This window comes from Rossellomorea aquimaris (genome assembly GCF_001877785.1).
GTDB lineage: Bacteria > Bacillota > Bacilli > Bacillales > Bacillaceae_B > Rossellomorea > Rossellomorea aquimaris_A.
In genome coordinates this window covers 270395-293542 of the sequence record NZ_MINN01000106.1, presented here as the reverse complement: position 1 = coordinate 293542, position 23148 = coordinate 270395, and the positions used below count along the sequence as shown (strand labels likewise).

Here is a 23148-nt window from a genome sequence, read left to right as displayed (position 1 = left end):
CACTCTCCCTTCAACCTTTATACCAGCCGTCATCAAAGGAAAGACCCAAGGCATCTCCTACAACAGTACCGAATTCGATAAACCCTCTGCCTCTCGCAGTGATGATTTTCCCATCCACTATCACAAGTTCATTAGAATAATTCTCCTTTTCAAATACACCTGATGCATCCCGTGCCTGTTCATTCAGGCCAACCGTATACTTCTTTCCTTTTAATAATCCTGCCTGTGCGAGAAGGAGCGGTGAACTTGAAATAGCTGCGATGACAGTCATCCGGCTTTCGATTTCTTTTAAAAAATGTATCAATCTCTCATCACCCGCTGCTTTCATAATATCCATGCAGCCTGGTAATATCAGACTATCAATCTCTTCATGATCGAGATTATCAATCGTGACATCCGGAATACAATTCAGACCGCCCTCTCCCCTGACCGCACCTCCCTCAATACCCGCCGTCACGACCGGCTTGCCGCCCTGCATAAAGATCGACAGTGCGACGCTCAGTTCATATTCACTGAATTGAGGATAAAGAAGTACGGCTGTGGCTGCTTTTTTCATTTCTCATCCTCCTCTCATTCCCCTCTCATTTGAGGTACCTTTTAGTGCTTATTATTTTAACATAAATATCCAATCGGACTAGGACAAATCTCCCTTCAGTAATGGCACACTCTTTCCATTCACACTCACATAACATAAATCTTTCCTCCCTCTCCGTTTACTCATTCTGTATAAGTGGTAACGAATTACAAAAACCAAATTTTTGGAGGATGATAGAAATGAGTGAACATTCAGCAGGAAAGATAGCTGCAGAAGTCATGGAAGAATGGGATATCCGGCATATATTCGGATTGCCCGGGGATTCGATCAATCACTTTGTTGACAATTTGAGAAGTGAAAAGGAGCAGCTGGAGTTCATTCAGGTCCGACATGAGGAGGTCGCTGCACTTGCCGCCTCTTCTTATGCGAAGGTGACCGGCAGGATCGGCGTCTGCCTTTCGATCGGCGGACCCGGTGCGATCCATCTTCTCAACGGTTTGTATGATGCGAAGGCAGACGGTGCCCCGGTACTCGTCCTTGCCGGCCAGGTGGAGAGCAGCAAGCTCGGGGAGGACTCGTTTCAGGAGGTCCACCTTGAGCGTTTGTTCCAGGATGTATCCGTATTCAATGCCCGTGTTTCTTCACCTGATTCCTTTCCCGATCTGTTGAATCAGGCGATACGGACGGCCTATGCGAGAAAAGGCGTATCAGTGCTCGTCATCCCCGACGATATGCCTGCTCAGAAAATCAAGGACAGCGTCCGTAATACGTCAAGCGTGTCTTCGAGGTCAAAGCCGGCACCGCTGCTTGATGATATCCAGAACGGGCTTCAGCTTCTTCATGAGGCCAAACGTCCGGTCATCATTGCAGGGACTGGCGCCAAGGGGGCAGTGGATGAACTGGAAGAGTTCGCTGACAGGCTGGCCGCTCCCATCATCTTCACCCTTCCGGCAAAAGGGACCCTCCCTGATGAACATCCACTCAATCTCGGACAGCTCGGTCAGATCGGTACCAAACCAGCCTATGAAGCCATGGAGGAGACAGATCTGCTCATCATGATCGGGACGTCCTTCCCTTACCGGGAGTTCCTGCCGGATGATGCGAAGGCTGTCCAGATCGATGCAGATTCCGCCCAGATCGGCAAACGATATCCTGTAACGGCAGGGATTGCAGGTGATTCCAAACTTGTACTGCAGGAATGGAATAAATCACTGTCACGCAGGGAAGAACGTGCCTTTTTAAAAGAATGCCAGATCAATATGAAGAACTGGTGGAAACATGTCGAGAAGGATGAAGTCGAAGCGACGACCCCGATCAAACCGCCTCAGGTCATCCCGATGATTCAGAAGATCGCTGACCATGATGCCACCCTTTCCGTCGACGTCGGGAACGTTACGGTCTGGACGGCCAGGCATTTCAGGATGACCCATCAGAAATTCATCATTTCGAGCTGGATGGCGACAATGGGCTGCGGACTCCCGGGAGCGATCGCCAGCGCCCTTGCCAATCCCGGCAGACAGGCAATCGCCGTATGCGGGGACGGCGGCTTCACGATGGTGATGCATGATTTTGTGACAGCCGTCAAATACAAGCTGCCGATCTTCGTCGTCATCCTCAATAACCGGAAGATCGGGATGATCAAGTATGAACAGGAATCGATCGGCCACCTCGAATATGAAACCGACCTGCAGGATATCGACTTCGCCCAGTTTGCGAAAGCCTGCGGCGGTGAAGGCTACAGGGTCGTGAGGCATGAAGACCTTGAACCCGCTTTTGATATGGCGGCAAAATCGAATAAACCGGTCATCATCGACGTCCACATAGAAGACCAGCCGCCACTTCCCGGAAAAATCACGATGGATCAGGCTGCCGGTTATTCCAAGCATGTAATGAAAAAATTCTTTAAACAGCATGAAGCAGAAATGCCTCCGCTTCGCAAAGCATTAAAGCGGCTGTTTTAAGGGGGATACGCATGAAACGAGTGTTGTCTTCACCAGTCCTATTTTTCACAGTCCTGATGCTCTCAGGGTGCAGTTCCCTTCAGGTCCTTGATCCGAAAGGACCTGTAGCCAAACTGCAGGAAAACTTGTTCCAGCTGTCCATCGGAATCATGCTCCTTGTCTTCATCACCGTTTTTTCAATGTTTGTCATCTTTACATGGAAATACAGGGAAACCCCTGATCGCAGGGATGTGACCCCTGCATACGTGAAAGGGAACAGAAAATATGAAATCGCCTGGACCGTTTTCCCCATCATTCTTCTCTTGATCCTGGCAGTCCCCACCGTCCAGGGAACTTTTTCACTGTCAGATTCCCAGGAAAAAGAAGACGGAAAGATGGAAATCACCGTGACAGGACATCAGTACTGGTGGGAAATCAACTACGGCGATGCGGGGATCACCCTGTCGAATGAGGTCTGGATACCGGTGGACACGCCGGTCGTATTCAAGTTGAAATCAGATGATGTCATCCATTCCTTCTGGGTACCGCAGCTCGGTGGAAAAAAGGACTTAAATCCCGGGGGCACAAACCCTAACCGGCTGACCCTTCACGCGTCTGAAACCGGGGTATATGAAGGAAAATGCGCGGAACTCTGCGGAGCCTCCCACTCCTTGATGAGATTCAAAGTCCATGCCGTCAGCAAGGAAAAATATGATGAATGGATAAGTGATAAACAGGAGGATTCCGCACCTGAGGCGGATGCATCCGATTCATATGAAAAAGGAAAGAAACTGTTCACATCCAACTGTCTAAGCTGCCACGCCGACGGATACACGGAGAAACGCGACGGTCCGAACCTTGCCGGCATCGGCAGGAAGGACTATATCGCGAGTGTCATTCCCAACAGCAATGAGAATATGAAAAAGTGGATAAAGGATCCAAAATCCTTGAAGCCGGGAGTGAAAATGCCCGGATTCAGGGATCTGTCGGATGAGGAACTGGAAGCACTCGCCGACTATCTATCAAACTTAAAATAACCTGCAGGGTGAAAAGGGGGTACTCCAATGGACATCAAATATACGATTTTCGGCAGGGACTTTGTATTCCCGTCGGATATCATCGCAGCGGACCTTTCGATTCTGCTGATGGGAATACTGGCCGTATTTTTCCTGACCCGGTATAAGAAGTGGACATACGCATGGGACTGGATGACCTCCACCCACCACACGAAGGTCGGGATCATGTATCTTGCCGCCGGCGCGGCATTTTTCCTGAGGGCCGGTCTCGATGCGCTGATCATCCGGCTGCAGCTGGCCCTCCCCGAGAATCAGTTCTGGGTCTTTCAAGGTGAAAAATACAATCAGATGATGACGACGCACGGGACGACCATGATCTTTTTCGTGGCGATGCCGCTCTTGATCGGATTAATGAATGTGGCCGTCCCGCTCCAGATCGGCTCAAGGGACCTCGCCTTCCCTTATATGAATCTGCTCAGCTTTTGGCTGTTCCTGGCGGGCGGGGCGCTGGTGAATGTGAGCTTTGTGCTTGGCGGTTCACCGTCAACCGGCTGGACGGCGTACTCCCCTCTCAGTCTCGATGCGTTCAGTCCCGGCCCCGGCCTTGACTATTATACGCTCGGGATACAGATCGCGGGGGTCGGTACTATGCTCTCGGCCATCAACTTTCTCGTCACCATCATCCGGAAACGTGCAAAAGGGATGACATTCATGAGGATGCCGCTTTTCACATGGTCCTCATTCGTTACATCGATATTGATTTTGTTTGCCTTCCCGGCATTGACCGTTGCTTTGCTGCTCCTGATGATGGACCGCGTGTACGGCACGGCCTTCCTTAGCGGCACGGACGGGAATCCGTTGATCTGGCAGCATTTATTCTGGATATTCGGTCATCCCGAGGTCTACATATTGATCCTTCCCGCTTTCGGGATCTTTTCCGATGTCATCACGACTTTTTCAAGAAAGAATTTATTCGCCTATGGAGCCATGGTCTTCGCGCTCGTCCTGATCGGATTCCTCGGCTTCATGGTTTGGATCCACCATATGTTCACCGTCGGGCTCGGGCCGATTTCGAATGCGATTTTCGCCTTGGCGACGATGTCGATCGCCGTCCCGACCGGCATCAAGATTTTCAACTGGCTGTTCACCCTCCGCGGAGGCGTGATCAGGTTCAAGACGGCCATGCTTTTCTCGCTTGCCTTCATCCCTACGTTCCTGATCGGCGGAGCCACCGGGGTCATGCTTTCATCCGCGCCGGCGGATTATCAGTACCATGACAGTTATTTTGTCGTCGGTCACTTTCATTATGTGATTGTAGGGGGCACCATCTTGGGGGTCTTTGCCGGAGTCTACTACTGGTGGCCAAAAATGTTCGGCTTCCTTTTAAACGAGGTGCTTGGAAAATGGCATTTCTGGCTGTTCACCATCGGCTTCCACGTGACATTTTTCCCGATGCACCTCATGGGACTGAACGGGATGCCGCGCAGGGTCTTCACCTATTTTGAAAGGGACGGGCTCGGCAGCCTGAATCTGATCAGTACGGTCGGCGCCTTCATCATGGCCGCTGCCGTCATGATTTTCTTGTTCAATATTTACTGGAGCATGAGGCACGGCGAAAAAGACACGACCGGGGATCCATGGGACGGACGTACGCTTGAATGGGCGCTCGCGTCCCCGCCCCCGGAAGGCAACTTCATCGATCGCCCGGTCGTCACGACGATCGATCAGTTATGGTATGAAAAGCAGAAAGGGGACGGGACCCTCCGGACCATCAGGGAGGACGGACCGATTTATGTATCCCGGAACACGGCACAGCCTGTGTTTCTGTCTGGCATCCTTTTTGTTTCCTCCTTCGGCTTCATCTTTTATCAGCCCCTTATTCAATGGGCGGGTGTGATCGGGGTAGCCTCTATGCTGATCCTGAGGTCCTTCAAGGATGACAGCTGGCAGGCTTACACCCGCTCCGAGCTTGAAGGAAAGGAGGAAAAATCATGAACACAGAGTCCTTTCTTCTCGAACAGAAAGAAGACAAGAAAATGGGAATGTGGTTTTTCATCGCCGCGGAGGTCGTTATCTTCGCTTCTTTATTCGGTGTCTACCTGACGCTGCGTTCCCATACCGACGGAGGTCCTTCCCCGAAGGAGATGTTCGAATTGAATGGAGTGATGGTCTCGACCGTCCTCCTGCTTTCGAGCAGCTTCACGATTTACATCGCAAGCCATGCGGCGGAAGGAAGACAAGCCAGTAAGACCTCCGTATACCTTTCGCTGACATTGGTCTTGGCCGGGATATTTTTATTCATGGAAGGAAAGGAACTTCTTCATTACTACGAAAAAGGTTACGAAATGCAGAACAGCTCTTTCTTATCCGCATTTTATCTGCTGGTCGTGACCCACGGAGCACATGTTGCGGCAGGATGCATCTGGATGGCCCTCCTGCTCATACACCTGAAGATGAAGGGTCCTGGCAGACAAGTGCAGTCTAAGCTTGCCGTGTTTTCCCTTTACTGGCATTTTGTCGACCTTGTATGGGTCCTGATTTTCACACTCGTTTATTTATACGGGAAGGTGGGGTAGCACCATGAAAAAATCGACGCTCGTCTTGCTATACGTGATCGTCATCGGCACTGCCGTCGCAGGGTATCTTCTGATCGAATTCGGGAGGAAGCAGTTATCACCGGCAGCTGCCCTGGTCTCGATTCTCGCTCTTGCCGCCGTCTCCATCGCGGTTCAGCTGTCAGCACTGATGAAGGCGGGGCCCCCGCTGAACAAATGGAAATGGCTCTCGTTATCAAGCGGCCTCCTCGTCGGGGGACTTGCGGTTTTATATCTGGTTTTATTAGAATAGGAGGAAATCAAATGGATGGAATCTCAATCGTATTAGGCATTTTACTAACACTTATTGGACTGGTCATCCTGGTTCCGGCCGTGATGATCCTGTATCTTATGTTCAAAGATGAAAAGCAGGAAGAACATGCCGTCCTTCGTAATTTTCCGATCCTCGGAAAGATGAGGTATATTTTAGAGAAAATCGGTCCGGAAATGCGGCAGTATCTCTTCTCGAATGACAATGAAGGGAAGCCGTTTTCCCGGAATGAATACCAGCAGACCGTGCTGTCAGGAAAGTACAAATCCCGCATGCTCGGTTTCGGTTCTGAACGCGATTTTGAAAAGGAAGGCTATTATATCCGGAATACATTATTTCCCGTACAGCGTGATGAACTGCGCGTCGACAACAGCCAAAAAATCACGTCGATGATGTATAAAATCGACAAGGACAACCTGTTCAGGCGCAAAGAACACCGCGAGGAAAAAGAGGTCTCCCCCTTCCTCCTCCGGGAAGAAGATTCCCCGGTCATAGGGAAAGACACGTGCAGGCACCCTTTCAAAGTCAGGAGCCTCGTCGGACAGTCGGCCATGAGCTACGGATCGCTCGGGGAAAAAGCCATCACCGCCCTGTCGACCGGTCTCGCCCTTGCCAAAGGGACATGGATGAACACCGGTGAAGGCGGGTTATCGAAGCATCACTTAAAAGGCGGTGTCGATATCATCTGCCAAATCGGACCGGGCCTGTTCGGTGTCCGCACCAAGGACGGAGAGTTCTCATGGGAAGAATTCAAGAAAAAGAGCGATCTGGATGAAGTGAAGGCATTCGAACTGAAGCTCGCACAGGGAGCCAAAACACGCGGCGGCCATGTCGACGGGGCCAAGGTGACACCGGAGATCGCCAACATCCGCAACGTGGAACCGTATAAATCGATCGACAGTCCCAACCGCTTCAAGGAATTCGGGAACAATGAAGAAATGCTTGATTTCATCGAGAAAATGCGCGAGATAGGCGGAAAGCCGGTCGGGATCAAAATCGTTATAGGGAACACGGATGATTTTGAAAAACTCGCTTCCTATATGGCTTCTTCCGGAAAACACCCGGATTTCATCACGGTGGACGGCGGAGAAGGCGGAACCGGGGCTTCCTATCAGGAGTTGGCGGCTTCAACGGGTGTGCCGATCAAATCGGCCCTGCCTTATGTCCATGATACGCTCCTTAAATTCGGCGTCCGCGACAAGTTGAAGATATTCGCTTCCGGAAAACTTCTGACCCCTGATAAAATCGCATTCGCTCTCGCCCTCGGTGCCGATTTCGTCAACATTGCGAGGGGCCTGATGTTCTCCGTCGGCTGCATCCAGGCACAGGTATGCCACACCAACAACTGCCCGGTCGGCGTCGCAACGACCGACGACAAACTTCAAAAGGCCCTGATCGTCGAAGAAAAAGCATTCCGTGTCTGCAACTATATGCTTTCCCTTCGCGAAGGACTGTACAATCTTGCAGCAGCGGCAGGCGTCGATACACCTGTAAAACTCAATCGCGAGCACATCGTCTTCCGCGATAAAGACGGCCGGCTGCATCCGATGAAACCGGTTGAGGATCATGTTTTGCAGAAGGCATAAAAATCTTGCCCGTCCCTCGAAGGTATGACCAGGGGCGGGCTTTTATATACCATTGACAATCTACAACTATGATAAAATATTGAATACATACTATTTGAAAGAAGTGATGGGTGTGAAGGATCCAAGAGAAAACATTCTTTTTCATCATCAAGAATTCATCCGATGGGCACATTCGCTGAACTCTCTTCCTAAGGAAGAATGGCACCGTCCAGTTGAAGAAGGCAAGTGGAGCATCGCCGAAATAGTCGGTCATTTTGAGCCATGGGATGAGTTTGTGGTGAATAAGCGCCTTCCTTTCCTTGGAACGAAAGAACCGCTGCCGCATGCGCCCTATCCACAGATGTTAAATGATGAATCTGCTTCAAAGGCACGCACAAGCGAACAATCAGTTGTAATTGAACGATTTATCCTTTCCAGAGAGCAATTGATTGAAAGTCTTGAAGGGATTCCTCCTGAGTCCTGGGAACAGACACTCAAACCAGGTAATAAAGAAATAACCTTGATCGAATATCTCGAAGGGCTGGCTGAACACGACCTTCACCATAAACGGGAAGTTGACCGGGCCCTTTCAAAAAGAAACGCCGGAATCTAAGGATCCCGGCGTTTCTTTTTCACAATGGATTTAGTAATAATCCTCTGCATTCATATAAAACACATGATTATCCGTCCACTTCCCATTTTCATTAATAAAGCCTTTCCGCGTGCACTCATACTTCATACCGATTCCTTCTGCAAGCTTGATCGAAGGCGTATTATCAAGATTGATATGAGCTTCCACCCGGTGATAATTTAGTTTTTCAAAGGCGATCTTCAGCGCACCCCGGACGGCTTCTTTCCCGTATCCGCGCCGCCAATGTGTATTATTCAGCGTATATCCGACCCGGCCCCAATGAAAATTCAGCCTCATCAGCGTCGAGAAATCAACGCTCCCTATATAAGCACCCGTTTGCTTAAGAAAGACTCCGAATATATACACCTCATCGCTATTCATCATGACATTCTGCTGATCAATCATATTGTGGAACCAGAATTCCGTACACTCGCTCATATCCTGCAAACCGATGTCATATTTATGCTGCGAAGGCAGCTTGTTCATATTTTCATGCAGCCAATTATGATAGTCACTCTTCATGAACGGCCTGACAATCAGCCTGGCCGTTTCTACACTTAAACTCCTGTTATCCACGGAGTCACCTCGCTTTCAGGGCGGACCCGGAAAATATTTTTCTCTTATTATACCAGTTTATGAGGTGCACCTACTTCATTCTTTCAATCTTGATTTCTTTTTTATAAGGAAAACCGAAATACATATACTTCACCGTAACGGAGTCGACTTTTTTGCAATGATCGACCGCCACACCGTAATGACGAATCGTACTTCTGTTATCCAGTTCTTCCAGCTCGATGACCTCTTCACGGCTCAACTTCGGTTCGATCTCATACTCATCTATAGGGTGAAAACTGATTCCCTCAATTTCTTCTTTTATTGCAAAAATGCCAATCAGCGCACTGGAACGGCTCACACCCAAATCCACTTTGCAAGGACGGCCGCCTTCATTGACCAATACCTTTTTCAACTTAACCCCGTGAAAGCCTTCGTTCTGCAGCTCCACCGTCACGAGTCCGGGCTGTTCACTGCTCCACCCATAGCCATCACTCGCAAGCGGAGGATTCAATTTTAAATAGAGCACCAGACATGCCAGGAAAAACGCGGCACCTCCGATGATCCACCTCACCATCTTATTCACTGAGTTTCACCTCGCCGTTATCCTCTCCTATCAGCCTACGATACAGATTCCCATGTTGTGCTTATTCCTCATCCTCTAATTTTTCCCGCAAAAAAAGAAGCGCCCCTTCAAGAGAAACGCTTCGCTTCAATCATTTTTGCTGATCCCACTTTTCCCACTCTTCCTCAAGCTCCTTCTCTATTTCCTCATCCGAAAGGGAATGGTCGTCACCATTATCAAAATGATTGGCAATGCGGCCCAGCTTCACATTAATCATCCACAGACTGATCACCACGAATGAAATAATAAGAATCACAATAAGTTCCATAAACACTCCTAATCCCCTCCTTACCTATTTATATTAGGCAGGGTCACCAAATAGACGAGGGTTTAAAAAGAAGGGCCAGAAGAATTAGACAGGACTTGGGCGGGGCTGCGGTGCCGGTTGGGGACAGGGTTTGGCTGAGTCAGGGGGACAGGTACCTTGGTCCGATTGGTGCCTGTTGGCGGGATACCGGGGCTGCGGTTGAGGTGCCTGGCTCAAATCGGGGTGACCTGAGCCTGGCTCGATTCCGGCCTTATGAGCCTGGCTCGAATTGGGGTTTTGGTGCCTGGAACAAACCCAGGCAGCTGTGCCTGGCACAAACCGACTCGATTGTGCCTGGCACAACCACCTGCAAAAAAATGTACCAGGTACAAATCTCATCCCCTGTACCTGGTACATTTCCTCTAGATTGTACCAGGTACAAAATTATCAATCTGTACTTGGTACATCACTGCATCATTGTACCTGGTACAAACACCCCCCCCCCCGTACCTGGTACACACACCTCATACCTCAAGTTCTTAATAAGCCTTTGCCCAATACACCATCTTCTCAGCCGGCTTCCCACAGCACACGCAGGTATCTCCCACTTTTTCCTGATCAAACGGCATACAGCGTGAAGTCGCTCCGGTTTCTTCCTTGATTTTATCTTCACAGGCAAGCTCTCCGCACCACATTGCTTTTACGAAGCCGCCTTTTTCCGATACAACCTTCTTGAAGTCTTCAAACCCTGCAGCGATGCTCGTCATTTCCTCACGATGCTCCTTTGCTTTTTCAAAAAGGTTCTTCTGGATTTCTTCGAGAAGTTCTGGGACTTTCGTTTGCAGCTCATCCACTGGAACCGTCACTTTCTCACCGGTATCGCGGCGGGCAAGGATCACCTGTCCGTTTTCAATATCACGAGGCCCGGCCTCAAGACGAAGCGGAATCCCCTTCATTTCGTACTCATTGAACTTCCAGCCCGGCTTCTTGTCGCTCGCATCGATCCCGACACGCGCCACGGCTGACAGCTTCTTCTTCATATCATAGGCAAAATCAAGCACGCCTTCTTTATGCTGCGCGATCGGCACGATCATCAGCTGAGTCGGTGCCATGCGCGGCGGTACGACGAGTCCGCGGTCATCGCCGTGCACCATGATCATCGCCCCGATGATGCGCGTTGTCAGTCCCCACGATGTCTGCTGCACATGCTGGAGCTTCCCTTCGCGGTCGGTGAACTGAATGCCGAACGCTTTTGCAAATCCGTCACCAAGGTGATGGGATGTCCCGGATTGCAGCGCTTTTCCGTCGTGCATCAGGCTCTCGATCGTATACGTATACTTCGCGCCGGCAAATTTTTCTTTTTCCGTCTTCTGACCCTTCACCACCGGGATTGCCAGCAGCTCTTCGCAAAGCTCCGCATACACTTCGAGCATCCTTACCGTTTCTGCGTGGGCGTCTTCATCCGTCTCATGGCATGTATGACCTTCCTGCCACAGGAACTCAAGTGTCCTCAGGAACGGCCGCGTCGTTTTTTCCCAGCGCACGACATTTGCCCACTGATTATAAAGCTTCGGCAGATCGCGGTAGGAGTGGATGATGTTTTTATAATGCTCGCCGAACAGCACTTCGGATGTCGGGCGGACACATAATCTCTCGGTCAGCTCTTCTTCTCCTCCGTGGGTAACCCATGCCACTTCCGGTGCGAATCCTTCAATGTGATCCTTTTCCCGCTGGAGGAGACTTTCCGGAATGAACAGCGGCATATACACATTTTCATGCCCCGTCTCCTTGATTTTCGCATCGAGCGCACTCTTTATATTTTCCCAGATTGCATAGCCGTAAGGCCTGATGATCATCGAACCTCGGACGCTCGAATAATCGACCAGCTCCGCCTTCTTCACGACATCTGTATACCACTGGGCGAAATCCTCGTCCATTGCGGTGACGTCTTTTACAAATTCTTTTGCCATACTGGACACCTCTTTTTTATAAAATTAAAAAAGCCCCGCTCATCATCAGGGACCATTACTGGCGGTACCACCCTGATTCAAAGCAAAGCTTCACTCTCTCGCATGATAACGGTATGAACCGCTGAATATTCAGACTCAGAGGCAGGTTCAAATGAATGTCAATGGGAGCCTCGCACCAATCGGCCCCCTCTCTGAAAAGACAGGGTCACTTTACTGATCCTCATCGAAGATTTCAAGTATTTGAACTGATTATATAGAGATTTCCATGTAGTGTCAATTTAATTTTCAGCCGGTTTCGACCTCGGCTCTTTCAGCCTGCTTCTCCCCCGCCCGTCTCAACGAATGGATACAGAGTAAAACGGTTACGGCGACCATGACAAGGCAACCGCCTGCCACGACGTTACGGATGGACAAAACATGAGCACCCGCACCGATCAGGATGGTTGCAGCGATAACCAGAAACCCTTCGACCCAGCCGTACACACTGCTCACCCGTCCCATCACTTCGACAGGGATCCGCTCCTGAATGAATGTGTCAAACCCGGTTTGAGCAAAAGCAAGAGAAAAGGACAGCACCGAAAACCCGATGGCAGCAGCCATAAATCCGTCCGAGACCGAATAAACCATATAACCTGCGGATACCATGACCGAACCGAAAGCAATCAGCTTCACATCCCGGACCTTGTCTGCAATTACGGTATTCACCATTGCGCCAATGAGATATCCCGCTCCAGCAATACTCACCAGATATCCATACGTGCTGTTCGAAAGGCTGAGCACTTCTTTTGAAAAAGCAGCTTCCAGCGAATCCACCGCTGCAGTCAGAACGAGCATGCAGCTGAATAAAAAGTACACCACCATCACATATATGCGGTTCAGGCTGAAACGCATGACCATCCGCAAATCCTCTTTTATCATGTCCAGCGACAACTTCTTCGCCCCCTCGGCTGCTCCCCCTTCAACATCCGGCAGAAAAAGGGTCGCCACCCCGGAGAGTAACAACGCCGCTCCATTTAAAAAGATGGCCGTCTCGGGTGTCCCCACAATGAAAAGCAACCCTGCAATCGCAGGCCCGACAATGAATGCACCAGAACCCACCAGACTCCTGAAGGCATTGAACCTCTGCCTTTTATTCTTCGGGATCAGCTTCGTCATATACGTCATCGATGCCGGATAAAAAACCGAACTCCCCATATTGACCACAAACACTACCGCGTACATAAGCGGCAGTGAAGAAATGAACGGCAGCATTGCCACCAGGACCGCCATTGTTACATCCAAAATCACCATCAACATCCGCTTATTCAACCGGTCGACCACACTCCCCGCCCACGCATTCGTAAACAATGCGGCAAGTGGATTCAAAACATACAATATACCTACCGCCAGTGCCGAACCCGATTCATCCAGCACGATTAAATTCAGAGCGATCAAGAAAATCCATGCCCCGATATTAGACAATCCGATACTCAGCAACAGCAACAACGGATTCTTCCAACCCATTAACCATTCCTCCCCGCGATTTAATCAAACATCCCTCGTCTCCAGAAGGACGACAATAAAAAAATCCCACCCCCAAGACCTCTTCAGTCTTGGGGGCGAGATTTGATCGCGGTGCCACCCCAGTTCGCCGATATGTCTCCACACCGGCCTTTTCGGGTACCGCCATGCGGCCCATACCCTAGCTCTATAACAGGAGCTCCCGTCACACCATCCCCGCATGGGTTCCGATGTGCAGCTCAGAGTCTTGGTTCACCGACAGCCTCCCTGCCCCTTTTCAGCTCCCGGGGCTCTCTGGCGAAGGATTCTGACGGCTACTCTTCTCGTCATCGCATTTGTTAATTTTTACTATATTATCATCTGATGAGGAGGAAGTAAACCTATTTTTAAATCATATAATACGGCTCCACCATTTCCTCATACCCGGGTTTCTGTTTGATCATCTCGAACATCAATTCCCACAGCTCATCCAGCGCGCGGCTGTCGGCCGTTGTGTGGCAGCCGGAAGATTGGTACTCATAGTTATCTTTATTTATCCTCACCTTCACGTCATATCCACCATACGGCTGGTAATTGCAGCCTTCCCCGTCAGGAAGGTCCAATCCCCCTTCAAAATCGATGCTTTCGATTTTGGCAAAAATCCTATCCCTCTCATCTTTTGTAAAAGAAATTGGTTTTACGACATCTTCCCGGGTAATAGTCCCGTCAAACGTACTGACCGATGGACCGTGGGAAGCGTTGATTTCAATATCAAAGTTCGAACTGTTCTCGAAAAAACCGCTCAGCCATTCATTTCCGATGAAGCCGAGCTTCTCCCCCTTCACCACCGCAAAAACAAACAGCAGCAACACCACAATCAGCAAACTGATCACGGGAGCATACCACCGCCTCCGGTACGGCTTATCCCGCTTTAATTTTTGGCGGACTTTCCCCTTCAGCTCGGAATTGAAATCCAGATCCTTCAGCCCCTCATCGGTCATCCTCTTGATCTTCCGCTCTAGTTCCCTATCCATCATGCCGCCCCCGTTCTCCGTACAATCGATACAGCCTGTCCCTGCCCGTTTTCAGCCTCGTCTTGACCGTACCCGGGTTAAGCTCCAGAACCCCGGCTATCTCTTTCACCTTTAATTCCTGATAATAATGCAAAAATAATACCTCCCGATACTTGACCGGCAGTTTGAGGAGCTTGGAATGCAGCTCACTCTGTTCTTCTCCATGGATTGTCTTCGATTCAGGATTTCCGCGTTCCTGAAGGACCTCACTCAGCTTATTTGTAAAAAGGATCTTCCTCGTATCCCAGCGCTTAAGATGATCCTTGCATTGATTGATCGTGATCCGCATCAGAAATGTCTTCAAACTCGACTCACCTCTGAATGAATCCATTTTACTGTAAAACTTCACGAATACTTCCTGCGCAATATCCTCCGCAAGCACATGGTCCTTGACATACGAGTACGCCATATATAAAACCGCCCGGCCATACCGGTCCATGGCCTCTTCAAGCAGTCCGTCCCTGATTAGTTTTTCACTCGGCAATTCGTCCGCATCCAATAGATCCACCCCAGTTCTCTACACCTTTGACGATTCTGGAAAGTAGTTGGTTTGATTTTTTCAAAAAGAGGTTTTGACAATCTGAAGAAGTTGGGAGGAGAGTACTTGGTTTAAGGTCCATAAAATGGTAAATTAAGCGTGAACAAAATTTTTTTCATAAAATGAAATTTTTCAGCATATATTTGAATTTGTCAGCATATATTAATAGTTTTGCGCATAAAACGGGATTAGTCACTAAAAATTTGATTCGAATCCTGAGTTAGTGGGTTCGTAGCGGTACGACAAGGAAAATTCTGCTGCCGCCCCTAAAAAATTCAATAAAAAAAGAGCCCCCTACAAAATCTAAGCGCTCTTCTTCGTTCTATTAACTTCCCATCTTACGGCGGGTATTACTCGGCTTCTTCGTTTGCTGACTCTGCATACGCTGATTCGAAGCCAGACCGTTCTTCGACTGCTTGCCGCCTGACTGGGCTTCTTTCTTCTTCGCCAGCTGCTGCTTCATCGCTTCCTGCAGGCTGACCTTTTTCTTTTCCGTCATCTTGAAACCCCCTTTTGAGATGAAAACCTTCTATTTCTCCATTATAATACATCTTTTCGGGGAAAACAGCTTGTTTTTTGAATGCTTCCGGTTAAAAACAGCGTCCTCCTGCCCTCCGGCGTGTCCGTTCTAGTAAAAATTTTGGATGCCAACCTCTTTTCAAGCCACTTTTCACATTTTCCGATCCACTTTCAGAAAATACAAGCCACTTTCCAAATTTACGTGCCACCTTTCAATTTTATGAACCACTTTCATCGATTTTCAAGCAACTTGTCGAAAAATCTTTACGTCAATCCCCCGCCACACGCCATTTCCCATAACATAAACGGCAGCCCAGGAAGGCATCATCATACCCGCTCACCTAAAGCCCGCCAACCCAAAAAAAGACCAACCCCCAAAGAGATTGGCCTCTTAACAAACCCTAGTGATAGCCATTCTGCCCATTTGCAGAACCAGATGTCTTCTGCTTAGGCTTGTGGTTTTTATTCTGCTTTGTTCCGCCGTCTTTTTTCGTTTTCTTTGTCATGCTGAATCACTCCTGTTTCATTGGATTTAAAAACAAGTCGTAAAATCTGCATCCGGTCCGTGCCGGGACAAGGGACCTGTCCCCGCGTCCCGCTGTGGCATACAACCCTGCAGCCAGAATCAGAACCGGCAGCTTAACAAAACAATGGTTTTATGAACCATTCTTATTTTGTGCAAAAAAAGAAAAGAGCTTCCCGGTAATAACCGGAAAACTCATAAAGGATAACAGAAAAATGTCATGGCCCCCGGATGAGGAACCTTCTTCCCATCCGGCACCGTCAACCACGTTCAGGCTGCAGCCGGTCTAAGCAAGCTCCAGAACTAAGACAATCTTTACGCGGCTGGCTGAGGAACATCCTCATCAACCTGGATCACACCGCCTGCGTTCAATTGTTTTCTCAGGCTCCAAGCAAAGGCGATGATAACAGCGATCGTACCAGCCGTCGCTCCTGCATATGCAGTTCCCATCGATAACCCGAACCCGATCGGTGCGTTCAGGATATACGTGAACGTGACCATCGTCATGAATACGGCCGGTACACTTGCCACCCAGTGAGGTTTTTTCTGAAGTGCAAGGTACATGGCGCCGACCCATAGTGCAATCATGGCTGTTGATTGATTTGCCCAGGAGAAGTATCTCCATAGTAAGTTAAAATCGATTTGTGTAAGCGCTACTGAGATTACGAATAGTGGAACTGCAATCCAGAGGCGGCTTGACATTTTCACCTGCTTCACGTTGATGTAATCAGCAATGATCATACGGGCGCTTCTGAAAGAAGTGTCGCCTGATGTAATCGGAAGGACGATGACACCAAGGATGGCAAGTGTTCCGCCGATGGAACCAAGCATAAGCATGGACACTTCGCTGACAATGGCTGCCGGTCCGCCTTCAGCAAGGATCGCGCTCAGTTCACCCGGGCCGAATAAGCTCATCGCGGCAGCTGCCCAGATCATCGCGATGATGGCTTCAAGGATCATCATTCCGTAGAAAATCTTGCGACCGTTCTTTTCATTTTGAGTCGTTCTTGAGATGATCGGTGATTGTGTTGCATGGAAACCTGACAGTGCCCCGCATGAAATTGTCAGGAACAACAGCGGGAAGATCGCTGCAGAATCAGGATGCATGTTCGTCAATGACATCTCCGGAATATCAGCACCTGTGATCACGAGCCCGGCGCCGACACCCACTGCACTGATCAATAGCAGTGCCCCAAATAGCGGATACACGCGGCCGATGATCTTATCGACCGGAAGTAATGTCGCCAAAATATAATATACAAAAATTGCGGCAATGATTACTCCCAATGAAATCCATGCAGGAGTCAAATCGGCAATCAGCGCTGCAGGTGCTGTTACGAATACCGTACCTACAAGCACCAGAAGTAGAATCGAGAACCCATTTACGACGTGCTTCATTGTTTTTCCTAAAAACTTCCCGGCAAGGGCAGGCAGATGAGCGCCGCCGTTGCGGATTGAAATCATACCGGTCAAATAGTCATGGACCGCTCCGGCAAAAATAGCCCCGAGGACGATCCATAAAAATGCGACCGGTCCGTATAAAGCTCCCATGATCGGTCCGAAGATCGGCCCGACGCCCGCGATGTTCAACAGCTGGATCATCGAGTTTTTCTTCGTGTTCATCGGTACATAATCGACGCCGTCCGCTTTTGCGTAAGCAGGTGTCGTCCGCGCCTCATTCACACCAAAGATTTTTTCGATGAATTTTCCATATGTGAAATAACCAACGATTAATAATGCAATTGCAACAAGAAATGTGACCATGATGCTGATCCCCTTTCGTTCAAAATGAATACGCTTACATCATATCAAACAATGTCACAGGATCGTCACATTCATGTCCAACGTGTCAAAAAAACAGACTGACATGCTTTCCAGACTGGCTGACGTGCAGCGTGGAATTATGCCTTTAACCGCCCCGGACATATCATTTTACCCGGTTACTTCTCCCTGCCTGTAATCTTCCCTTAATGGAATCTTGACACAGGCTTTTCAACTCTTTCATCCTCTCTTTATGTTTGTTCATTACCCTTAAATAGAACGTTATTTGAGAGGAGAATGAATATGAATAAATTCATGAGAAACATCTGTTTATCAGCAGCTGTAATCGGTATCGGGGCAGTTGCCGTCACCCCTGCAGCAGCCCAATCAGGCAATAATCCCCAGTTGAACGACAACCAGATCCTGAACATTTCACACCGCGGGGCTTCAGGATATGCACCTGAACACACACTGCCTTCATACGAGCTTGGTGACCAAATGGGCGGAGACTACATAGAGCTCGATCTTCAGATGACGAAAGACGGAGAGCTCATCGCCATGCATGATGAGACACTCGACCGCACCACAAACGGCACCGGCAAAGTCAAAGATCACACTCTTGAAGAAATCAAGTCATTGGATGCCGGCTCATGGTTCAACGCGGCATATCCGGAAAAAGCGAAGGATGAATATAACGGGCTGCAGGTCCAGACACTTCAGGAAGTGATCAAACACTTCGGTAAAAATAAGAATTATTATATTGAAACGAAATCACCTGACGTTTATCCAGGCATGGAAGAAAAACTGTTGAAGATTCTGGATGAATATAACCTGACCAGACAAAATGGTCCGTCAAGCCGTGTCATTATCCAGTCATTCAGTGAGGAGAGCCTTCAAAAGGTCCACAATCTGAATGATGAAATCCCGCTTGTTCAGCTGCTTGATTACAAAGGGACAGCCACGATTACGGATGAGGAGCTTGATTATTATTCCGAGTACGCAGAAGGCCTCGGGATGAGCTACACAAAAATCAACCAGGACTATGTACAGAAAGTCCGTGAACATGACCTCTTGATCCACCCATACACAGTCAATAACAAAGAGGACATGAGACAGCTGCTTGAATGGGGAGTGACCGGGATGTTCACGAATTATCCGGACGTATTGGAAGAAACAATGAAAGAATTGAAGCTGAATTAATTCAAAAAAGATGCGAAGCACCCCGCTTCGCATCTTTTTCTATTATCATAGCTCCAGCCTCTCCCGCAGTTCCTTCACATAATTCCTGCTCACTGGGATTTTCTCCTTCGCCCCGCTCACCTTCAGCTGGTAGACACCGTTCCCCCAGGGAATGAGTTCCTCGACAAATGGCAGCTGGACGAGGTAGCTTTTGTGGACACGGAAAAATGGATAGGTGGCAAGCTTTGCCTCGAGTTCCTTGATCGGAAGCCGGCACGTATACCGTTTTTTCCCCGTGCAAATATACGTTTCACGCTCTTCGCGAAAAATATAGAGGATGGCGTCCGGCTCGATGAAGATGATCTTGTCTTCATCCTGGACAGCGAGCTTCCCGTGACTCCTGGATTCCCTCTCACCAGCTGCGACGGTCTTTTTCAGCCTTTCCATTGTCCTCGCGAGCTGCTCATCATCAAAAGGCTTGAGAAGGTAGTCGACCGCTTCAACCTCAAATGCTTTCAGGGCGTAATCTGGATAGGCGGTCGCAAAGACGATCTGAGGTCTTTTCTTCATTTTCCGCAGTGCCTCTGCAAGCTCGACTCCGCTCATGCCCGGCATTTCAATATCAAGGAACAAAACTTGCGGGTCATCCGTCAGCAGCAGCTCCATCGCTTTTTCAGCCGAGCTTGCTTCCCCTATTACTTCGACCCATTCATATGCATTCAACAGATGTTTCATTTCTTCACGGCTGTATGGTTCGTCATCGATGATTGCGACTTTCATCTGCTGCATTCCCTCCTTTGATTGTGAACTGAGCGGCGGTTCCTTCTCCTTTAACGGACCGGATTATGAGTCCAGACTCTTCTCCGTTCATCATTTCCAGTCGTTTATTGACATTGTACAAGGCAAGGCCGGTGCCTGTTTCGGATTCCACCGGTTGAAGCAGCAGGGTCTCAAGTCGGGACTGCTCGATCCCATCCCCGTTGTCCTCCACTTTCACCTTAACAACATTGCCGTTCTCTCTGGTGATCGATATGTTTAAAATAAACCCTTCTGCCTGATTCTTCATCCCGTGTTTGATCGCATTTTCGACCAGCGGCTGCAGGGTGATCGATGGAACGACAGCCTGCATGGCATCTTCATCCAGGTCGTATTTGACCTGCAGGCGGTCGTAGAATCTCGCTTCTTCAATCGCAAGATACGCTTTCACATGCTGACATTCCTCTTTCAAAGTGGAGGTGGATTTCGTACTACCGCTCAGGTTCTGCCTGATGAACTGTGAGAGGGAAATCAGCAGCGTCCGTGCTTTATCGGGATTGATCCTGATCAGGGATACGATGACATTGATCGCATTGAACAGGAAATGAGGACTGATCTGCGCCTGCAGTGCCTTGACCTCTGATTCCTTGGCCAGTTCTTTATGCGTATCGATCTCCGCCAGCTCAAGCTGATTGCTGAGCAGCGTCGCGATTCCCTTTGTGAGCTCCATCATGATCGGTGAGATCACTTTTTCCGAGTGGAAGTAGAATTTCAACGCCCCCACAATCTCGTCCCCTTTTAAAAGAGGGGCCATGACGGCAGCGCCGAGCGGACAGTCATCCCGGTCGCAATGGATTTCCTTTTTACCGACCTTCAACAATTCCCCGGTTTCAATCACCCGCTTCGTTGCTTCTGTTTGAATCGGTTTGTGCTTCTGATGATGATCGGAAGCGACCCCGACGTGGGCGAGGATATGGGTGCGGTCCGTGATCGAGACGGCAATGGCATCGACTTCTTTCATCAGAATCCGGCAGGTGGCGTACGCTGAAGATTCATTCAATCCCTTCCGCATATACTTAACCGTTTTATCGGCGAGGCGGAGTGCCTTCTGTGACTGCACCGCCCCCATACGTTCCTCTTCATACACAACACTCTTTATGATCAGAAGGAAAATCCCTGTACCGATCCCGTTGGCAATGATCATCGGCCATCCTATATCCGATACAAGTTCGGAGGCTGCCCCATATGGTTTTGCAAAAAGAAGAATGATGGCCATCTGCATCGCTTCTGCCAAAAATCCGACCACGAATGCTTTTAGAGGGGACACCAGACGATTCTTTTTCTCACGCTTTCCTATGTATCCAGCCAGCACTCCTGCAAGGACGGTGGAAATCCCGCAGGCGAAGGCGGTGAACCCTCCAAGAAAGTAGCGGTGGACCCCGGCGACCATTCCTGCACCAAGACCAATCCAGGGCCCGCCGAGCAAACCGGCTGCCACAATCCCGATGACCCTTGAATTTGCAATGGCTTCATTCTCCTGAAGCGTCATATGCCATTTTGCATATTCATCTGCTTCTGCATTCACAATCAATCCTGTATAAGAACCGATGATTCCAAAGAAACCAAACAATAAGATGATCAAGACGGTTTGGGACTTCTTCACATGGCTCCTTTGTTCGATCAGCTTTCGGAAGAAGCCGAGCCTTGTCATAACAAAGGCAATCGTCACGATGATCCCAAGCCGTTCGATCATGGCTGCTATCAGCATCTCTCCCACCCCTTTTACTCCATTATACTTGACCGTTGCAGGTGCACACAAAAAAGGAAAGACCCATCAAACGTTTGTTTAATAGAATCTTCCCCTAATTGAATTATATTTATCAGCACGGTGTATCGTCTTTCTCTGTGGCAAGGGCGTTGATTTCCCCGCCGATCATGATGATGATCCCTGTCAGATAGAACCAGATCATCAAGACGATGATCCCCCCGATACTCCCGTAAGTGGCTGAGTAGTTGCCGAAATTGCTGACATAAAAGGAGAATGCCAGCGAAACGAGCACCCAGCCGACTGCAGCGAAGATTGCGCCCGGGATGGCGCTCAAGCATTTGATCCTCTTACTGGGTGCGAAATAATACAATCCGACAAACACAATGAACAGGATAAGCGGCGATATTGCCCAGCGAATGCCGTTCCAAATCGTCAGGAATTGATCGGAAAAGCCGAACTGGGAAAATAAAAACAATCCGATCTGCTTACCGAAGACCGGAAGCAGGAGTGCAACCACAAACACAACGACCATCCCGAGTGTCAGGACAATCGACATCAAACGTGTAACAATGAAAGATCTCGTTTCCTCGACATCATAGGCCCGATTCAAACTTTTCACGATTGCGTTCATCCCGTTGGACGCTGACCAAATTGTCGCGATGATGGAAATCGAGAGCAAGCCCGTATTCTTATTGTTCATGACATCGCTCAAATTCTCCTCAATCATCGACATTGTCTCACCCGGCGCAAAATCCCTTATCACACCCAGGATATCCGCCTGATCCACCGGCAGATACGGCAGCAGCGTAAAAACAAAAATCAGCAGCGGAAATAGTGACAGCAAGAAGTAATAGGCAATCTGCGCCGCCAGCCCTGCTATATCATTGGCACTTATTTGTTTAAATAATGTTTTTGAATCTTTCTTCCAACCTTTGCGGGTCGTTCCCACAGACATCCTCTCACCTCTTTCAGTAATCCTCCGGTGTTCCTCCTCAGTAGCCTTTGAAAGATGAAGCAACAGGCTGACTGCCTTCTTCACCCGCGTTGAATTCATTCGAAGGATGATCAGAGAACGTCTCTTTGTAAGCTTCCGTAGAATCTTCGAATGTTTCTTTCGTCTCCTCGATCATCTCTTTCACTTGAGGGGTCATCTCTTTGATTTCATTCACTTTTTCTGAAATGAACTGAATATCCCTGCTCACCTGATCGGCAGTCGTCTTCATCTTTTCATAAATATCTTTCGAAGTATCCGCCAGCATCTTCGGATTCTTCGAATATCTGGAAATGGCCGACCCGCTGTTTTTCAGCGTTGTGCCCATCTCCCTGCGTGTCGTTTTATCCAGAAGCGACAGCAGTCCTCCTGCGGCGGCTCCCAGCATGACTCCTTTAAAAAACTTGCTATTTCCCATTTCATGATCCTCCTATATTCTATTTTCATGTCGGCTGCAGCCGCAGCCATTTACTATTGTTTTCTCTAAATAAGGTCAGAGTTCCTTCAAAGTCCGGTTTTCCGCTATAGTTTTCCCCAACCTTGCATGCTTAACTACTAATTCCCCAATTCCTAATAGTGTAAAACATTCAGGTAAAAAAATCCTTCTTTCTACAC

General features: G+C 49.0%; 22 protein-coding genes and 2 other annotated features. Of the genes, 8 read left to right on the top strand and 14 right to left on the bottom strand.

Annotation, left to right across the window (positions count from 1 at the left end):
* Positions 1 to 10 precede the first annotated feature (10 nt).
* Positions 11 to 556 carry a DJ-1/PfpI family protein gene (locus tag BHE18_RS16290; protein WP_071619569.1) on the bottom strand — a complete coding sequence of 182 codons (546 nt, stop codon included), beginning with the start codon at positions 554 to 556 and terminating at the stop codon, positions 11 to 13.
* A 218-nt stretch (positions 557 to 774) separates the two neighbouring features.
* Here BHE18_RS16290 and BHE18_RS16285 point away from each other — a divergent pair, with 218 nt between their 5' ends.
* The 7 genes from BHE18_RS16285 to BHE18_RS16255 all read left to right on the top strand — a co-directional run bounded on the left by BHE18_RS16285 (position 775) and on the right by BHE18_RS16255 (position 8534).
* Complete coding sequence (locus BHE18_RS16285) at positions 775 to 2496, top strand: pyruvate oxidase (protein ID WP_071619568.1); 1722 nt, start codon at positions 775 to 777, stop codon at positions 2494 to 2496.
* 11 nt (positions 2497 to 2507) lie between these two features.
* Entirely contained in the window at positions 2508 to 3512 is a 1005-nt protein-coding gene (gene coxB / locus BHE18_RS16280) for a cytochrome c oxidase subunit II (RefSeq protein WP_071619567.1), read from the top strand.
* A gap of 45 nt (positions 3513 to 3557) precedes the next feature.
* Positions 3558 to 5486 (top strand): cytochrome c oxidase subunit I, encoded by a 1929-nt coding sequence (locus BHE18_RS16275; RefSeq protein ID WP_440480397.1) that lies wholly within the window; start codon positions 3558 to 3560, stop codon positions 5484 to 5486.
* Entirely contained in the window at positions 5483 to 6067 is a 585-nt protein-coding gene (locus BHE18_RS16270) for a cytochrome c oxidase subunit 3 (protein WP_071619566.1), read from the top strand. The genes BHE18_RS16275 and BHE18_RS16270 overlap by 4 nt, the downstream gene beginning before the upstream one ends.
* A 4-nt stretch (positions 6068 to 6071) precedes the next feature.
* A complete protein-coding gene (locus BHE18_RS16265; protein WP_071619565.1) occupies positions 6072 to 6338 on the top strand; it encodes a hypothetical protein in 267 nt (88 codons plus the stop codon).
* Positions 6339 to 6349: 11 nt separating this feature from the next.
* Positions 6350 to 7942: an FMN-binding glutamate synthase family protein gene (locus BHE18_RS16260; RefSeq protein ID WP_071619564.1), complete on the top strand. Its 1593-nt coding sequence runs from the start codon at positions 6350 to 6352 to the stop codon at positions 7940 to 7942.
* 79 nt (positions 7943 to 8021) lie between these two features.
* Positions 8022 to 8534, top strand: a complete 513-nt coding sequence (locus BHE18_RS16255; protein WP_171910730.1) for a DinB family protein — start codon at positions 8022 to 8024, stop codon at positions 8532 to 8534.
* A gap of 30 nt (positions 8535 to 8564) precedes the next feature.
* On the opposite strand, the gene BHE18_RS16250 is transcribed toward BHE18_RS16255, so the two are convergent.
* The 9 genes from BHE18_RS16250 to BHE18_RS16210 all read right to left on the bottom strand — a co-directional run bounded on the left by BHE18_RS16250 (position 8565) and on the right by BHE18_RS16210 (position 17842).
* Positions 8565 to 9128, bottom strand: a complete 564-nt coding sequence (locus BHE18_RS16250) for a GNAT family N-acetyltransferase (RefSeq protein ID WP_071619563.1) — start codon at positions 9126 to 9128, stop codon at positions 8565 to 8567.
* Between the two features lie 70 nt (positions 9129 to 9198).
* The gene (locus tag BHE18_RS16245; protein WP_141771903.1) at positions 9199 to 9690 is read right to left on the bottom strand and encodes a hypothetical protein; all 492 of its coding nucleotides are present in this window, start codon (positions 9688 to 9690) and stop codon (positions 9199 to 9201) included.
* A gap of 130 nt (positions 9691 to 9820) precedes the next feature.
* Positions 9821 to 10003, bottom strand: coding sequence for a hypothetical protein (locus BHE18_RS16240; protein WP_071619561.1), 183 nt, complete (start codon positions 10001 to 10003; stop codon positions 9821 to 9823).
* A gap of 512 nt (positions 10004 to 10515) precedes the next feature.
* Entirely contained in the window at positions 10516 to 11946 is a 1431-nt protein-coding gene (gene proS / locus BHE18_RS16235; protein ID WP_071619560.1) for a proline--tRNA ligase, read from the bottom strand.
* 44 nt (positions 11947 to 11990) lie between these two features.
* Positions 11991 to 12182: a binding site (T-box leader), on the bottom strand.
* Positions 12183 to 12231: 49 nt separating this feature from the next.
* On the bottom strand, positions 12232 to 13449 hold the full coding sequence (locus BHE18_RS16230) for an MFS transporter (protein ID WP_071619559.1): 1218 nt from the start codon (positions 13447 to 13449) through the stop codon (positions 12232 to 12234).
* 88 nt (positions 13450 to 13537) lie between these two features.
* Positions 13538 to 13785: a binding site (T-box leader), on the bottom strand.
* Between the two features lie 47 nt (positions 13786 to 13832).
* Positions 13833 to 14459: a hypothetical protein gene (locus tag BHE18_RS16225; RefSeq protein ID WP_071619558.1), complete on the bottom strand. Its 627-nt coding sequence runs from the start codon at positions 14457 to 14459 to the stop codon at positions 13833 to 13835.
* Positions 14452 to 15006 carry a sigma-70 family RNA polymerase sigma factor gene (locus BHE18_RS16220; RefSeq protein WP_141771902.1) on the bottom strand — a complete coding sequence of 185 codons (555 nt, stop codon included), beginning with the start codon at positions 15004 to 15006 and terminating at the stop codon, positions 14452 to 14454. The genes BHE18_RS16225 and BHE18_RS16220 overlap by 8 nt, the downstream gene beginning before the upstream one ends.
* Before the next feature lie 355 nt (positions 15007 to 15361).
* Positions 15362 to 15535, bottom strand: coding sequence for a hypothetical protein (locus BHE18_RS23305; protein ID WP_171910729.1), 174 nt, complete (start codon positions 15533 to 15535; stop codon positions 15362 to 15364).
* An 858-nt stretch (positions 15536 to 16393) separates the two neighbouring features.
* Positions 16394 to 17842, bottom strand: coding sequence for a carbon starvation CstA family protein (locus BHE18_RS16210; RefSeq protein ID WP_071619555.1), 1449 nt, complete (start codon positions 17840 to 17842; stop codon positions 16394 to 16396).
* A 300-nt stretch (positions 17843 to 18142) separates the two neighbouring features.
* Between BHE18_RS16210 and BHE18_RS16205 the strand changes: the two genes are divergently transcribed.
* A complete protein-coding gene (locus BHE18_RS16205; protein ID WP_071619554.1) occupies positions 18143 to 19039 on the top strand; it encodes a glycerophosphodiester phosphodiesterase in 897 nt (298 codons plus the stop codon).
* A gap of 45 nt (positions 19040 to 19084) precedes the next feature.
* Here BHE18_RS16205 and BHE18_RS16200 read toward each other — a convergent pair whose 3' ends face one another.
* The 4 genes from BHE18_RS16200 to BHE18_RS16185 form a co-directional block, all read right to left on the bottom strand.
* A complete protein-coding gene (locus tag BHE18_RS16200; RefSeq protein WP_235860351.1) occupies positions 19085 to 19798 on the bottom strand; it encodes a LytR/AlgR family response regulator transcription factor in 714 nt (237 codons plus the stop codon).
* Complete coding sequence (locus BHE18_RS16195) at positions 19776 to 21542, bottom strand: sensor histidine kinase (RefSeq protein ID WP_071619552.1); 1767 nt, start codon at positions 21540 to 21542, stop codon at positions 19776 to 19778. The genes BHE18_RS16200 and BHE18_RS16195 overlap by 23 nt, the downstream gene beginning before the upstream one ends.
* A gap of 112 nt (positions 21543 to 21654) precedes the next feature.
* Entirely contained in the window at positions 21655 to 22497 is an 843-nt protein-coding gene (locus BHE18_RS16190; RefSeq protein ID WP_071619551.1) for a YihY/virulence factor BrkB family protein, read from the bottom strand.
* A 37-nt stretch (positions 22498 to 22534) separates the two neighbouring features.
* Positions 22535 to 22951 carry a YtxH domain-containing protein gene (locus tag BHE18_RS16185; protein WP_071619550.1) on the bottom strand — a complete coding sequence of 139 codons (417 nt, stop codon included), beginning with the start codon at positions 22949 to 22951 and terminating at the stop codon, positions 22535 to 22537.
* Between the last annotated feature and the right edge of the window lie 197 nt (positions 22952 to 23148).